The sequence below is a fragment of the Pseudoalteromonas luteoviolacea genome, from assembly GCF_021654285.1.
GTDB classification, from domain to species: Bacteria; Pseudomonadota; Gammaproteobacteria; order Enterobacterales; family Alteromonadaceae; genus Pseudoalteromonas; species Pseudoalteromonas luteoviolacea_J.
The window spans coordinates 109,011-124,895 of the sequence record NZ_JAKFZS010000001.1 but is presented as its reverse complement, the minus strand read 5'-3'; the positions used below and the strand labels follow the sequence as shown (position 1 = coordinate 124,895).

Genomic DNA, 15,885 nt, shown 5'->3' with positions numbered 1-15,885 from the left:
CTTTATGAATGAACATATAAACTACCAACATGCACCTGCACATCAAAAATTGCTAGCGTGTCATTTAGCAGGGCAGGCAGTTAAACCACCGTTGGGTAGCAGTCTAGAAAGTGAATTTTCGAACATTATTGATTATCGATATTCTTGCTGGCCATTTGTTGTTTCACCGTCATTGCAACGGGGCTTTTCTGACATTATTGAAGGTGTACACGATGTGTTTTATAACGCATTGAGTTTGTATTTTGAGTCAGATGCACAAGCTTTTGCTGACTATTTTGAGGTGCCGGCGATTACTTATGAATTTCTGCAGGATAATCAGTTTGATACATCACAAGTCATCGCTAGATATGACATTATCATGCAAGATGGTAAGGGCAAAATTCTTGAAGTCAACGCTGGTACTAACTTAGGTGGTTGGGAGTTTGATATCGTGGCGGATGAGGTGATAGCCAATGCACATTCATTCGACAAATCAATTCGTCTCAGTTACCCTTATGTCATTCAGTCCCTTTTCAGACATACTGAACGTGTGCTGGAAGAAAAGAATGGGCTGAGTGGCTGTGCAAATATTCTTTTCATCGCCCCAGAGTTTACAGATAATCGGCTACAACAAATGTGGCTTAATCAGCAAGTGCATAGCTGCGGGTTAAATGGTACTTTTAAGTTATTGTTCTGTGATTCGCCAGCACAATTGCGTGAGCAAGATGGCTTTATCTATTCTGGAAAGAATAAAATTGATGTAATTTTTTGGCCTGAAATGCAAAAACGCAGTGACTTTGTGCTGCAAATATTAAAAAGCCAATTGGCTGGGAATATTATCTTTTTTGATTCACCTGTATGTACCTTATTGGGTCATAAAGTGATGTTGGCATTGCTTCATGAAGAAAAGGTATTATCACAGTTGAATGAAAAGCAAAGGCAGTTTGTTATTGAACATGTACCTTGGACGGTTAAGCTGAATCGTGAAGAGGTCATGTTTAATCAAGAATCTTGGCAACTTAGAAAGTTGCTGATGCAAAAAAGAACTGAATTGGTCGTTAAGAAATCTAACTCTTTTCAAGGAGAGCATGTCCATGTTGGCTCAAGTAGTAGCCCAGCAGAGTGGGAGACACTGATTGATGGCTTATTGGGCAGTAATGATTGGATTGCTCAGCAGTTTGTGAGTGCTGATCCTATCACAGCTGTAAACAATGACAGTGAGGTATTAGATTATAAACCGGTTTGGGGATCATTTGATTTTGGGGGCCGCTACCGAGGAAATATAATTCGAGCCGTCGAGGCAGAAATGTCGGACGGAGCAATAAATGGCGCAAATGACGCTTTATGCTTTTTGGTATGTGAACAAAGAAAAACAACAAAAAAATTAGTTATTTAATATGTCCGAATCAACATGCAACACTAATCTCGACATACCAGTAGGTATGTCGAATATATATAAAGAGTTGATAGCATCTCAACTTGAAACAACTTCAATTAAATGGCCTCAGTTGGACTTGCAAGTCCCTGAGGTTGACTTTTTTCTGCAGTCTTACTCTTACCCAATGGCAGCATGTCCATTGGTAATATCTGGGCAAAATGTCCATGAGTTTACTCAGCTAGCCAAAGGGCTAGTGCCAATTATGTGTCAAAGTATAAAATCATTTTTTGGCCATGATGAAGCACTATTTGCACAGTATCTAGAAGAGCCAGAATGGCTATTGTCTATGCTTCACCGCAATGCAATCCCTGAGTTTGAGAGGCTGTGTCGTTATGATGTTGTGGTCAATCAACACGAAGTTAAAGTAATAGAGGTGAATTCAGGCTGCAGTTTGGGGGGGTGGCAACATGACAGCTTTGCTTCTTTGTACGAGTCATCTTTTCAAGACGTTGCACCTCATGTAAGTGGACAGGTAGTCAGGAAACCTGTTTTTGAACAGCAAATGCTTGCTATGCAAAAAGCCATTTCTAGAAAGACGTTATCGAGCGGTAAAGGAGATATTCTATTTTATATAATGGGGGATCTTGACTCGCAAGAAACACGCTCTGCGATGGATTTTATTAAAACTTGTCATAAAAAGGCCAATCCTCAAACGGCTGGACGAGTTCTGTTCTTCAATGACTTTTCGCGGTTGCGTGTTGATCAAAATACGAAGCAGGTATTTTATGATAATCATAGAATTGATGCGCTGCACTTGGCTCTGCCTGAAGGGGTCACTGTACCTAGCCATTTAATGATGCAGTTATGTACTTGTGCGATGGAGGGAAAGCTTGTCTTACCAGATAACCCTGTATTAAGTTTACTCGGGAACAAAATGCTATTTGCTGTGTTATATGAACCTAAAGCTTGGGAAGCCTTAGGCAAAGAGTTTCAAGCATTTATTACTCAATATATTCCTTGGACGGCGAGATTAGCTAGCCCTACGGTGATAAGACACACTGAAGTGCAACCATTAGAGCAGATCTTATTGGCTGAAAAAGATAATTTAGTCATCAAAAAAGCAAAATCTTTCATGGGAAGAGATGTATTTATCGGGCGACAAATGTCACAAAGCGACTGGCAATTGCAAATCGATAGAGTGAAAAACCATGAAGGGTGGCTAGTACAAGAATATTGCGAGCCCAGTGTGACATCTGCGACAGATCAGTATGGCACCGTAAAACCTTTTCAAATGATATGGGGTGTTTTTGATTTTGGAAATGCCTATGGTGGCGCATTTGTTAGAGGAAAGGAAGTGAGTGCCAATACTGATGGTGTAATTAACTCTGCTTGTGGCGCCGTTGAGTTCATCGTATTCGATGAAAAACCTAAAAGAAAACTAATAAAAATTTAAGGATACACGCCATGGATTTAAACAATATTTTGACGATGTGCGCACATCAGGAAATTGCGCTTGAAGTAAATGACGGTGAATTGGAGCTTTTTTTTGATGAGTATCCTTCAGATGAGTTGGTTCAACTGATAAGAGATAATAAGCCTGCACTCATTGAATTCTTAACGCAAAAACAGTCTCGGTTACAGCAGAGCATGAAAATGATGCCAGTTGTTCCTCGCTCCGAAAGTACAGATTCACATCCGCTTTCATTTTCACAAAGAAGGATTTGGTTTGTTGAAGAGCTTGAACAAAAGAGTGCGCAATTTGCTATGCCAGCTATTTTTGAGTTTGAAGGTGAGATCGATGAAAAACTGGTTAAGCTAACCTTACAAGCAATCACACAGCGTCATGAAATACTTAGAACAATATATAAAAAAGACGCGTTTGGTGAGCCTGTTCAGCATATCATGGCGGAAGTTGATGTAACTTTGGAAATTGAAGAAGTCAAAGAAAGCGCTGATATTGCCAAAAGCATTAATCAGTTTATCTACGAAGAAACAGATATTTCTTTGTCACACCCTTTACGTACCCGAATTATCAAAACAGGGCCACAATCAGGTCTACTAATGTTTGTGGTGCACCACATCGCAGCGGATGGGATCTCTTTAAATATTTTATTAAGTGAGTTTGTAGAACAATATCGCAACAGTGTCGATAACAAAGAGCAAATAGCTGATTTGCCAGTTGTACAGTATGCTGATTATGCTATCTGGCAAAGAGAAGGGTTCGAGAGCGGGCTATTTGGACAACAAATGGCATATTGGGAACAAACCCTAGATAATTTGCCTGTTATTCATAGTATACCCACTGATTTCGAAAGACCTCCTCGCCCAAGCTTTGAAGGCGGGGTAGTCAATATTGAGCTGCCGAAAGAAACTGTTACTCAAATACAACGCATATGTAGAGAGTATAAACTCAGTACGTTCATGGTTTTGTTTTCAGCATATGCCGTGTTACAAGGGAAATATGCCAATCAAACCGACGTGGTGATAGGGACACCTTTTGCCAATCGGATCCGGCCAGAATTAGAGCCTCTGATTGGGCTTTTTGTTAATAATATGGTTTTGCGATGCAATCTACAGCCTGAGCAATCACTCGTTAATTTACTTGAAGAAGTAAAGAAAATGGTGGTTGATGCTGAGGAGCATAGCGATGTGCCATTTGAAATATTGGTTGAAAACCTCAATCCACAGCGCAGTACCGCATTTAGCCCGCTGTTTCAAATTTTCTTCACAATGAATACGGTAGAAGAGATCGATGCTGGTATTGAGGGGTTAAGCTTTAAGCCTGTAGACATTCAGGATAAGCCTATACGATACGATTTGACGTTAGCAGCTACAGAGTCAGCTTCCGGTATCACTTTAAACTTTGAATTCAGCAAAGATTTATTTGCTAGTACAACGATCGAACGTTTTGCAAATAATTACGTTGAGTTTTTACGCCAAGCGCTTTGTGCACCGACGGCCCCCATCGCACAGCATTCAGTTATGAGTGAACAAGAGTTAGCATTTCTAACATCTTGCTCTGGCGTTCATGATGTGCAAGAGTCAGATAATGTGACGGTACCCGAGTTGTTGTTCAGTGCACTAAGATCTCATCCTGAAAAGCCGGTCTTAATTGGGGCGCACTCTACGTTAAGCGCCCAGCAGTTGATCCACAAAGTCGAGCAAAATGCATATTATTTGGCCGAGCACGGGGTATCTGCAGGGAGTCGAGTCGCTATTGCGCTGGAGCGTTCCACTGATATGCTGTGTTGGGTGATAGCGGTTTTAAAAGTCGGAGGGTGCTATGTGCCTCTTGATAAAAGTATGCCCGTTGAGCGTATTAGTTACATCATTGAAGATGCAAAGGTCGACTTTATTTTAGAAGATGGTTCATTTGATGATATTGAAGGAGCAACTAAATTAACGGTGGGTCCTGCAATAACTGAGATTGACCTTAATGATATCAGTTGGCCGCAAGTTAATGCTCAGGACTTGGCCTATATCATTTATACTTCCGGTACAACTGGGAAACCAAAAGGAACGCGTGTCACACATAAGAATGTGTGTAGTTTCTTACAGGCAATGGAACCTGTGATATCTAAATCAGTAACGCATGATGGACTGTGGCTATCTACAACGCCTTTAGCTTTTGATATCTCTGTGTTAGAAATGTTTGGGGCTTTATCATTTGGGATCCCATTGATGATTGCTCCAGATCAAAGGTTAAGTGAGGAAAGTTATACTGAAACAGCTGAGTTTAGTTTATTTTTCTTTGGCTGCGCTGCACAGCAACGTCAAGAAAATATCTATGACTTGATGTTATCTTCTGCAGATTACGCAGATAAAAATGGCTATAAAGCGATTTGGACACCAGAAAGACACTTTGGAGAGTTTGGTGGGTTATTCCCTAACCCTTCAGTAACTTGTGCAGCTATTGCTGCAAGAACCAAGCACATTGAAGTGAGAGCTGGCAGCTGTGTTTTACCGCTCAATGATACATTGAGAATAGCAGAAGATTGGGCTGTTATAGATAATCTATCTAATGGACGAGCTGGTGTTTCATTCGCATCTGGTTGGCACCCTGCTGATTTTGTTTTAAATCCAACTCATTTTGAAAACCGACACCAAGTCATGTATGAATCAATTGATACATTCAAGCAGCTCTGGCAAGGTCAAAGCATACAAAGACGAGATCCTGCTGGCACTATGATCGATGTGCAGGTGTATCCTAAGCCTGTCCAAAAGCAATTACCAATATGGTTAACAGCAGCTGGCAGTCCAAAGACATTCGAAGATGCAGGCCGCTTGGGTACGAATGTACTTACTCACCTGCTTGGACAAACAATCAGTGAACTTGAAGAGAAAATTGCGATTTACCATCAGGCTTGGCAGCAGGCTGGTCATGCGGGTAAAGGTAAAGTCACAGTCATGGTACACACTTTTATTGGTCAAGAGTATGAGCGGGTCATGCAGACGGTGAAAGAACCATTTAAAGCTTATTTATCCAGTTCTTTGGCACTGATCGAACAGGTAAAAAATGAAGTGTTTGAGGCTCAGGCTGTAGAGGATATTGATGATGATGCATTGTTAGACATGGCGTTTGAACGTTATGCGAGCACAGCCGCCTTGTTTGGTACCGTAGAAAGTTGTGCGCCAATGGTGCAAAAGCTTATTCAGGCTGGTGTGGATGAATTCGGCTGCTTAATTGATTTTGGTGTTGAGACACCTGACGCCCTTGAAGGGTTAAAGCAGCTGACGAAACTCAAGGCGAAATTTGAACAGCAAGCTGAGAGCTCTTTGGCTGAGCTACTTGAAGACAGGCAGGTTTCGCATGTACAGTGCACACCAAGTATGGCGACATTGTTGCTTGCAGATCCAAAAATCAAATCGAAATTGAGCACATTGGAGCAAATATTTGTCGGTGGTGAAGTACTTACTCAAGAGCTGGCTGCGCAATTGCATTCGCTCAGCGATGCTCAGCTGTTTAATATGTATGGCCCAACTGAAACTACCGTATGGGTGACACATGGTGAAGTGAAAGAGGAAACAAATATCACCATCGGAAAAGTGCTTACGCATGCCAAAAGCTATATTGTTGATGCTCAAAGGAAGCTTGTCCCTTGGGGAGCAAAAGGGGAGTTGATGATTGCTGGTCCATGTGTATCAGATGGGTATGAGGGTAATCTTGCCCTGCAGCAAAGTCGCTTTATTGATGATCCTTATTCCACCTCTGGCAAAGCATACTTAACCGGTGATTTGGTGAAGTTAGATCAAAATGGCGAGCTTTGTTTCTTAGGTCGTTTGGATGATCAAATAAAGCTTCGAGGGTTCCGTATTGAGTTAGCGGAAATAGATAGTCAGATTGAGTCTGTCCGACACGTTGAACAGTGCGCCACAGCGCTTGTTGGCGAAAAAGCAGATGAACATAGACTGGTTGCTTTTTATACCTCGACAGCTGAATCACAAGACCTAGAAGAGGAAATAAAGCGCTGTTTACAATCAAAGCTACCTGATTATATGTTGCCTACCGCATATGTCAGAGTAGATGCTATACCAATGACGACCAGTGGTAAGAAAGATCGCAAAGCACTGACTTTAAACTTTTCAATAAGCTTTACTCAACAATTGGTACTTCCTGAGTCAGACACGGAGCAGGCAATTGCAACCATATGGTGTGAGCTACTGAAAGTAGAGCAAGTCGGTGTAACGACCAGCTTCTTTGAGCAAGGAGGACATTCGTTATTGCTGGCGAAGCTTCAAACATGCTTAAACGAAAAATATGATTTATCACTGCCTATTCGTGTTGTTTTTGAGCGGAACACAATTCGCCAACAAGCAGAGTTAATAGATGGTTACTTACTGAAAGACGCAGAATTTTCAGAAGATACAGACTTGGTGGTAGAAACTATATAGGTAAAAAAGCACTTTCGGAGAAAGTGCTTAAGTCCTTAAGGAATTTAAAAAATGGGTATAAATATAATTAAAAAAGCCAATGCACTTGGCATCCATATATATCTTGAAAACGGCGAGCTTAAAGTAAAGGGACAGCGAGAATCTCTGACCAAAGAGTTGCTTGCAGAGATCAGAGCATCAAAAAGTCAAATTATTCAATTATTGTCTGATATTGAAAAAACCAAAGAAGAGCATCAACTTGTTGAAATAGAACCGGTATCAAGAGAGCAACAGCTACCTTTATCCTACGCCCAACAGGGAATATGGTTGACAGAGCAATTAGAGCAAGAAACAGGCAACTTCAATATCATATACACTTTGAATCTGCAGGGAGCTTTGAACGCACAGTTTTTAGAGCAGGCAATTCAAGGGGTTATTGAACGCCATGAAGTATTACGCAGTAACATGGTGTTAGTAGAGGGGCAACCCGTCCAAAAAGTATGCGGAGATATTACTTTTACATTATCTCGACGTGAGTTTTCGCACTTAAGTAAACATGAACAATCACACGCCTTAGAATTACTTTTATCCGAACAAGCAAATCAACCTTTTGCCCTTGAAACTGATTTGATGTTGAGATCAACGTTGGTCAAACTTTCTGATAAAGAGCATGTTTTGGTACTAGCTCAACATCATTTAGTTTCTGATGGATGGTCATTTGGTATTCTGGTAAAAGAAATATCTGCTTTGTACCATGAACTAAAAGCTGGACAGCCAGCAAACTTACCTGAATTGCCAATACAGTATGCTGATTATGCGGTATGGCAAAGGGAGTGGATGAACAGTGATGCTATGCAATCACAGCTAGATTATTGGAAAAATAAGTTATCAGATTTACCTGCCTGCCATAGTTTACCACTTAGCTTCACCCGACCTCAAACCCGCAGCTTTGAAGGAGCGAGTTATGTTGATGAGATCGCACCTACAGTGGTCGATCGCCTTAACACGCTTGCAGCTAAACATGATGCTACTCTGTTTATGTTACTTAATGCCATTTATACGGCTTGGAATTATCGTTATTCAGGCGCAGTTGATACTGTTATAGGCACTCCTGTTGCGAACCGGGAGCAAGCAGAGTTAGCTAATTTATTGGGCTTTTTTGTCAACAATATGGTGGTGAGAAATCAGCTTGATGCTCAGCAAGACTTTGAGGCGCTTGTGATCAATACCAAGGCCACCATGCTCGAAGCATATGAACGTCAACAAGTGCCGTTTGAAATTATCGTAAAAGAGCTCAAGCCTGAAAGGCGCTCTGACCGCAGCCCTATATTTCAGATTATGCTGGTTATGCATAATAATGAAGACGCTGCACTTGAGCTCCCAGATTTAAAATTAACTTCTGGTACGCCTGCTCAACCGGTTGCACAATATGACTTAACGCTTAATTTCACTGAATATAATGGCATGCTGCTCATTGAGTGGATCTATGCGACCGAGCTATTTAGTGAAGCGCAAATTAAGCAAATGTCTTCGCATTTTAATCGACTCGTTGAGCTGTGCAGTAAGCAACCGAATATCAGCATAAGCCGCTTAAACATGCTTTCTGAGGCAGAGTCAACTTGGCTTGTCGAAGCGCCAAACCCTGCTAAGGATGAAGTGTATAATAGTGATATAATTCATGAGCTTGTTGGAAAAGTTGCAGCCCAAAATGCACATGGTAACGCGTTAATCTGTGGTGATGAACATTACTCATATCAGCAGCTAGATAGTGCTGTGAATCGTCTCGCTAAGTCACTGCTTGAAATGGAACTCAGTGCTCAGGCAAAGGTAGGTGTGTATATCGAACCTTCTTGCCAATTAGTCATTTCGTTGTTAGCAATTTTGAAAGCCGGTCTAGTTTACGTTCCGCTAGACCGTAGTACACCAAATAAAAGGTTGCAGCATATCGTTACTGATTGCGGGTTAAAGCTTGTATTAACGACACAAGAAACAGAGTTTCCAGTTAAAGAATTAGAAGTTAAAGCATTAAATATTAAAAACTTAATATCGCTTGATACAGAAATGAACATCGGCGATGTGCAATGGCCAAAAGTAGAGCCTCATTGGCCTGCTTATGTTATTTATACATCAGGCTCAACAGGTATGCCTAAAGGCGTTGTTGTGTCTCATGGCAATGCAAGTCACTTTATTCACGCCATGTTGGCAGCCATTGAAGAGCAACCAAAGACTTGGTTGCTATTGACCAGTATTAGCTTTGATATTGCTTTATTCGAATGGATGGGGGCACTAGCCACTGGAGGCAGTTGTATTATTGCTGAAAGTAGCGTGCAGCATGATGCATTTGCATTGGCGAATTTGATTGATAATCACGAAATTGACTTGATGCAAAGTACACCAAGTCGCTGGTCACAATTATTGGATTCAGGATGGACCCCATCGAGACAGATGGTCATTTGTAGTGGTGGTGAACGTATTTCAGATCAAGTAATTGCTTTGGCGTCGGTACCTAATGTGTCAGTCTATAACTGTTATGGGCCAACAGAGGCCACGGTTTGGTCAGCAGTTCAAAAGTTATCCGCAGATGCCCAAGAGGTATCGCAATATACAATCGGTAAGAGCCTTGGAGGCTATCAACATTATATTGTTGGTCCCAATTTAGAGCTCTTGCCGCCGGGGGCTGTTGGTGAGTTGTGTATTGGTGGCGCTGGCGTCTCACTGGGTTATCACAATCGACCTGAGCTGATGGCAGAAAAGTTTATCAAAGGGAGCGGTTGGGCTGATCAGCTAGGGACACTTTATCTATCAGGAGATTTAGCAAGGCTCGATGAAAAGGGCAATATCGCATGTTTAGGTAGGAAAGACGAGCAAATTAAATTACGCGGTCATCGTATCGAACTAGGAGAAATCGAGCACCAGCTTAGTGCGCATGAGTCAGTCAATCAAGCTGCAGTTATTTTAAAGCAAAGCGGCGAAAATCAGATTTTAGTGGCTTATTTAACACCTGCTGAGGGCGTGTCTAATGCAGAAACCTTAACAGGCACATTCATAAGAAGTGAATTTGAAGAGATACTGCCACAGTATATGCTTCCCAGTCAGTTTGTGGTGGTAGATCAGCTTCCTTTAACGGTGAGTGGTAAAGTTGACAAGGCGCAATTACAACATAGTTTTGAAATTGAAAAGTCTGACTCTTATGAAATTGCTGAGACCGTCACTGAATTATTACTTGTCAATATTTGGGCTGAACTGCTTGATATACCTGAGTCAGTCATAGGTAAATCGTCGAACTTTTTTGAGCTTGGTGGTCATTCGTTATTAGCTGTGAGAATGACTAGTAAAATTTATGATGCTGTTGGTATCAATGTCGGCGTAAAAGGCATTTTTACACATACTGGTTTAGCGAGTTTGGCTAAGCATATTGAGCAAAGTAAAAATGAAGCGCCTCGTTATGCGATGTTAAATGCTGCTGAAGAGCGCAGCAAAAGCTTGCTGTCATACTCTCAAAATCGCCTGTGGATCACAGAGCAATTAGTAGGTGAAAATGCACAGTACAACATTCCAGGTGCTGTGAGCATAAAAGGCGAGTTTAGTCCTCAGCTTGCTGAACAAGCTTTAACAGAATTGGTGAATAGACATACTCAATTGCGTGTGCACTTTGAGCAAGAGGCTGATGTAGCGTGGCAAAAAGTCGGTGCTGCCAAGCCAGTTCAATTAGGGCTGACGGATCTTTCATCTGCAGAAGAAGAAAGTAAATTTGAACAAGCTCATGCTTTGATTGGTCGTTGGGCAACACAGCCCTTTAATTTAGAACGTGGAGGGCTCTTCAGAGCGAATGTAATCGTGATGGATAAGCATTGGCATGTTCTGTCGTTTACGTTACATCATATTATTTCTGATGCTTGGTCGATGCAATTACTGATCAGTGATTTTTGCTCAATTTATATGTCTTTATGCGACGCTACTTCGCAGCCATTGCCGGCTTTAGAGCATGATTACTTTGATTACATCCATTGGCAAAGAGAGTGGATGCAAAGCGAGGATGCAAAAGCACAATTGAGCTATTGGACGGATCATTTGCAAGGCGCGCCTTCATTACATAATCTACCATTAGACTATATCAGACCCGCTGAACCACGCCGAGAGGGAGCTCGTCACTCTTTTAACCTGTCACAGCAAGTAACGCAGCAATTAAAACGAGTATCAGTGGATCAAGGCGTAACCTTGTTTATGCTGCTTCATGGTGCATTAAGCCTCTTAGTTGCGCGTTATTCCGGAGACAATGAAGTATTAATAGGGACACCCGTAGCAAATCGTCTCACACGTGAGACAGAATCAATCGTTGGCTTTTTTGCCAATACCTTAGTGTTACGCTCTACGGTTGAGGACGATGAACAAACAGTGCTAGAGTTTTTTGAGTATATTCGAAAAATAAACTTGGACGCACAAGACAATCAGGCCGTTCCTTTTGAACACTTGGTTGAGGTAATAAACCCGATCCGAAGTGCCGCCATTTCACCATTATTTCAAATTGCTCTATCGTTGAATTCGACAATCGCTAATCAGGGTGATATCGCAGAGCTGTCTCTTGAGCCTTGGGTCAGTGAAGAGTTATTTACCAAGTTTGATTTGACCTTGCAAGCTGATGAAATGGATAGTCATATAGCCCTTTGTTTTGAATACGATAGAGGGCTATTTAAACCTGAGACAATAGAACGCTTTGCAGATAGCTTGCAATGCATTTTAAATGAATTTAGTAATAGCCCGCAAAAGCGGCTTTGCGATGTTGAAATTAGTGATCCAGGTGCTGACTTGAAGCGGCTAGAGTTGCTGCGTGGACAAGTTAAATCTTGTGGTGAGACGGCTCCTTTACATCATCGTTTTGAGCAGCATGTCCACAAGGCGCCAGATGCCATTGCGATATATGATGAGCAAGCATGGAGTTATACGGCATTAAACGAAAAAGCGAACCAAGTTGCTCACGGGCTCTTATCGCAAGGTATTTCACAAGGCATGCGTGTTGGTTTGAGCTGTGGACGAGGTGTTGAGCAAGTCATCGGCTTATTGGGTATCTTAAAAAGCGGAGCGGCGTATGTGCCACTTGACCCAGATTACCCTGCATCTCGTTTAAACTATATTTTAACGGACGCGCAGCTGGATGGCTTAGTATACTCAGAGGAAGGTAAAGCATCACTTGAGGCGGTATCAGTACCCAATATACCACTATGTTTTGATGCCTTGGCGCACTTCCCTACGACAGATCCTGAGGTGGAATTAAGCTCAGAGGCGCTGGCTTATGTGATTTATACATCAGGATCAACAGGACAGCCTAAAGGGGTAGAGATAAGCCATCATAATGTGTGCCGTTTATTCTCTGCGGCAACAGAATTTGATATTACAAGCCGTGATGTATGGACCTTGTTCCATTCATTTTCTTTTGACTTCTCGGTGTGGGAGCTATGGGGTGCTTTACTGCATGGTGGCAGTGCGGTAGTGGTGCCATCTTGGGTAGCGCGCTCACCGGAAGATTTCTACCAGTTGTTGCAACAGCATCAGGTCACAGTATTGTCTCAAACCCCTGGAGCATTTTATCGCTTGATGGAGGTCGACAGCCGCGAACAAAGCGCATTGGCTTTACGTTATGTGGTCTTCGGTGGTGAGGCGCTGAACTTAGCGGCGTTGGCACCTTGGGTTGCTCGACGTGGTGACAGCAGCCCTGAATTAGTGAATATGTATGGTATCACTGAAACGACCGTGCATGTCACACACCGACGTATTTTGCAATCAGACATTGCACAATCAGGCCAGCAAAGTTTGATTGGTCGTCCACTGTCGGATTTGACCGCGTATGTATTGACCCCATCACAACGCTTAGCACCGATAGGGGTTGCAGGCGAGTTGTATATTGGGGGAGAAGGTCTGGCGAAGGGCTATTTGAACAAGCCAGAGCTGACAGCAACTCGATTTATTGACAATCCTTTGGTCGCTGGAGAGCGTTTATATCGTACGGGTGATGTGGCACGTTATCTGGGGTCGGGTGAGTTGGAATATTTAGGTCGCTGTGATGAGCAGGTGAAGATACGGGGTTTCCGTATTGAGCCGGGCGAAGTGAGTGCGGCGCTTTTACAAGTGGCGGGTGTAAAACAGGCGTTTGTACAGGCGCTAGGGGAGCCTAAATCCCTTGTAGCTTATGTGGTGCCCGAGTCGGATAATACGGATATTGGGGTGCTGCAAGGGGCATTACGTGATTTATTGCCGGAGCACATGATCCCGTCGGCATTTGTATTGCTGGCGGCGTTGCCTTTGACGGCTCATGGTAAGGTTGATCGCAAAGCGTTACCAGAGGTAGACATGACAGCGCACCAAGCGCGTTATGTTGCACCACAAACAGAACTTGAGTCGTTACTGGCTGAGGTATGGTCATCGGTGTTAGACATTGAGCGTGTAGGGCGTGAAGATAATTTCTTCAACCTAGGTGGCGATTCAATGAAGGCGATAACAGCGGTATCTCGCAGTCGTGCAAAAGGGGCAGAGTATAGTGTCAAAGACTTATTCCAATATCAGCGTATAAGTGCATTGGCCAATGCGATTTCGCAGCAGCAGACGAGCAGCCAAGATATTACAGAGGTGGCGCCATTTTCACTGTTGACGACATCTGAACGGGCAGCTTTGGCAGACATGCCAGGGCTGGTGAATGCATACCCACAGTCACATCTACAACAAGGTATGCTGTTCCATAATATGTTGGAAGAGCAAGCGGGGACTTATCACGATGTATTTAGCTTTCAATTGGCGATGCCTTGGGATGAGGACGCATTTAGCGAAGCGCTTGAAGCCTTGGTTGCGCGTCATGGAACAATGCGGAGCATTTTGCAAATGGAGGGTGCGCGCCCATTACAACTGGAGTTTGCGCAGCTATCGAGTTTACCGCTGAGTGTGGAAGATTTACGCGCACAAGATGAAGCAGCGCGTACAGCGAGAGTCACAGAGTGGGAAGAAACAGAGCGAGAGCGGGCGTTTGATCTTACAGAGCCAGCGTGGTTGATCCACATTCAACGCCTGACAGATGAGCAGTTTTATTTTCATTTAAGCTTCCATCATGCGCTATGGGATGGATGGAGTGTGGCGACGTTAAATACGGAATTGTTTAAGCTTTACCGACACGCTTTGGCATCAGAAGCTTTGCCGAAGTTGCCAGCGCCTTTGGGTTATGAGCAGTTTATTGCTTTGGAGCAAGCGGCGTTGACGTCATCCACGGCGAAAGATTACTGGCTTTCACAGCTTCAAGATGCCCCTCAGCCTTGGTGGCTATCTCAGCCACGTCGGGATACTGAGAAAAAAGTGACGGCGCTCACAGAAGCACAGACGGCAGGTATTCAGTCCGTTGCACAACGCCTTGCCGTGCAAGAGAAAAGTGTTTTACTTAGTATGCATGCCGTGCTGTTGAGCTTGATCAGTGGGCAGGATGACGTGGTAACCTCAGTGGTGTCCAATGGTCGACCTGAGGCCGAAGGCAGTGAGCAGACTCTAGGGCTATTCCTAAACTCTCAGCCATTGAGAGTGGATAAATTAGGAGAAAGTTGGGGTTCTATCATCAAACGGGTAGATGACGCGTTGGTGACCTTATCATCGCATCGATATTATCCGCTGAACGAGATCCAACGCTTAACAGGGAGCGATTATTCAGCCTCTATTTTTAACTATGTTGATTTTCATGTTTATGACGAAATTAAAGATGAGACCAATGTAGAAGGTGGAATTGGATTCGAAAAAATTAACTATCTATTTGAGACCTTTTTTGCAAAAGAGCCTCAAAGTGGCCTTTTATCACTTACATTAAAATCAAGCAGTCATGGAATTAGCTCAGAGTTTCTTGGGCGTATTGAACGCTACTTTATAAAGCTCATAGATTTGGTTTGTGCTGAGTATGACCAACCGGTAAAAGTGGAAAATATCCTCTCTCAAAGCGAAGTCGGAGAGTTACTTTCAATTGATTACAATGAAATTGGAGATACACAATTATACCAGCATGTACATAAGCAAGTAGAGCATTGGGCTGTGACGTCACCTGATGCCATTGCTGTGATCACCGATGAAGCTGAACTGTCGTTTTCTGCACTAAATGAAAACGCAAACCGATTAGCACGTTATTTGCAGGATGCTGAAGTGGGTATTGGTGATGCTGTTGGGATCTGCATGGAACCTTGTGCTTCATTAGTCGTTGCTATGGTTGCAGCTCTAAAAGTGGGGGCAACCTACGTACCTATGGAGCCAAAGCACCCAGAAGCTAGGCTGCAATACTTTATTGATGATGCTGAAATTTCATTGGTGATTGTGACATCTGAAAGCCTTGATACTTTACCTATGGAGCAGATTGATATATTCCTTGCAGATGATCTTTGGGAAGAGGATGCAGGCTTACCAGAGTACAGTGAGGAGAATCTGAATATGCCTCTAGAGGAGTTCTCAGATGCTTATGTTATTTATACATCAGGCACGACAGGAAAGCCAAAAGGTGTGGCAGTGCCGCATAGTAGTTTGAATAACTATCTATATCATGCTCAATCAGACTACTTTGAGCATACCGAAGGGGGTGTGGTAAGCACGGCATTTGCGTTTGATGCAACGGTAACGAGTTTGATAGCACCGTTATATTGTGGGAA

General features: G+C 43.0%; 4 protein-coding genes (1 of these 4 cut by a window edge). All 4 read left to right on the top strand.

The window, feature by feature from the left end; genetic code table 11:
- The first annotated feature begins 4 nt into the window (after positions 1 to 4).
- Tightly spaced (at most 51 nt apart), the 4 genes in view from L1077_RS00385 to L1077_RS00370 form a layout consistent with a single transcriptional unit that may run on beyond the window.
- Positions 5 to 1,375 carry a hypothetical protein gene (locus tag L1077_RS00385; RefSeq protein ID WP_237135113.1) on the top strand — a complete coding sequence of 457 codons (1,371 nt, stop codon included), beginning with the start codon at positions 5 to 7 and terminating at the stop codon, positions 1,373 to 1,375.
- A gap of 46 nt (positions 1,376 to 1,421) precedes the next feature.
- Positions 1,422 to 2,810, top strand: a complete 1,389-nt coding sequence (locus L1077_RS00380; RefSeq protein ID WP_237135112.1) for a hypothetical protein — start codon at positions 1,422 to 1,424, stop codon at positions 2,808 to 2,810.
- 11 nt (positions 2,811 to 2,821) lie between these two features.
- The gene (locus L1077_RS00375) at positions 2,822 to 7,249 is read left to right on the top strand and encodes a MupA/Atu3671 family FMN-dependent luciferase-like monooxygenase (protein ID WP_237135111.1); all 4,428 of its coding nucleotides are present in this window, start codon (positions 2,822 to 2,824) and stop codon (positions 7,247 to 7,249) included.
- Between the two features lie 51 nt (positions 7,250 to 7,300).
- Positions 7,301 to 15,885 carry the 5' portion of a non-ribosomal peptide synthetase gene (locus L1077_RS00370; RefSeq protein WP_237135110.1) on the top strand. It continues 2,482 nt past the right edge of the window, so the window shows 8,585 of its 11,067 coding nt (coding positions 1–8,585); the start codon lies at positions 7,301 to 7,303; the stop codon falls past the right edge of the window.

What these genes read in the sequence shown, in the direction of transcription:
- L1077_RS00385 (WP_237135113.1), top strand. Translation starts at nt 5, where the DNA reads ATGAATGAACATATAAACTACCAACATGCACCTGCACATCAAAAATTG.
- L1077_RS00380 (WP_237135112.1), top strand. Translation starts at nt 1,422, where the DNA reads ATGTCGAATATATATAAAGAGTTGATAGCATCTCAACTTGAAACAACT.
- L1077_RS00375 (WP_237135111.1), top strand. Translation starts at nt 2,822, where the DNA reads ATGGATTTAAACAATATTTTGACGATGTGCGCACATCAGGAAATTGCG.